The sequence below is a fragment of the Ruminococcus sp. CAG:330 genome, assembly GCF_000437175.1.
In the GTDB taxonomy this organism is placed as follows: Bacteria; Bacillota; Clostridia; order Oscillospirales; family Ruminococcaceae; genus Ruminococcus_C.
Window position 1 is genome coordinate 50877 of sequence record NZ_FR898087.1, and the last position, 519, is coordinate 51395.

At 62.2% G+C, this 519-nt stretch carries 1 protein-coding gene (cut by both window edges); it reads right to left on the bottom strand.

This entire window lies inside a single protein-coding gene on the bottom strand: locus QZL66_RS10185, encoding an NAD(P)/FAD-dependent oxidoreductase (RefSeq protein ID WP_022411611.1). The 1287-nt coding sequence extends 731 nt beyond the window's left edge and 37 nt beyond its right edge, so the window shows coding positions 38-556, spanning codon 13 (partial) through codon 186 (partial); reading right to left, the first codon wholly in view occupies window positions 515-517. Both the start codon and the stop codon lie outside the window.

Sequence of the window (519 nt, forward strand, 5' to 3'; positions counted from 1 at the left end):
CCAGACGATACCCGATGCCGGTGGAACCGGTCTTGGGGTAGGACATGCCGCCGGTGGCGAGCAGTGTGGTCTTGGCGTGGATCTCCATGCCGGCTGCGGTTTTTGCGCCGATGCAGGCACCGCTGCCGTCGAAGAGCAGCTGCGCTGCTTTTCCGCGCACGACAGGGATGCCGGAACGGTGCAGGGCGTGCTGAAGCGCCTGCACAATGTCCTCGGCACGGTTGCTCACGGGAAATACCCGATTGCCCCGCTCCGTTTTCAGCGGAACGCCCAGCTCCTCAAAGTACGCCATCACATCCTGCGGCGTATAGCGGGAGAATGCGCCGTACAGGAACTTGCTGTTGCCTGCCACATTGGCGAGGAGCGTTTCCCGGTCGCACTCGTTGGTGAGATTGCACCGTCCCTTTCCGGTGATGCGAAGCTTTCGTCCGATCTGTTCGTTTTGTTCTAAAATGATGCAGCGTTTTCCGCTGCCGGCGGCGGTCAGGGCTGCAAATACGCCCGCAGGGCCGCCGCCGA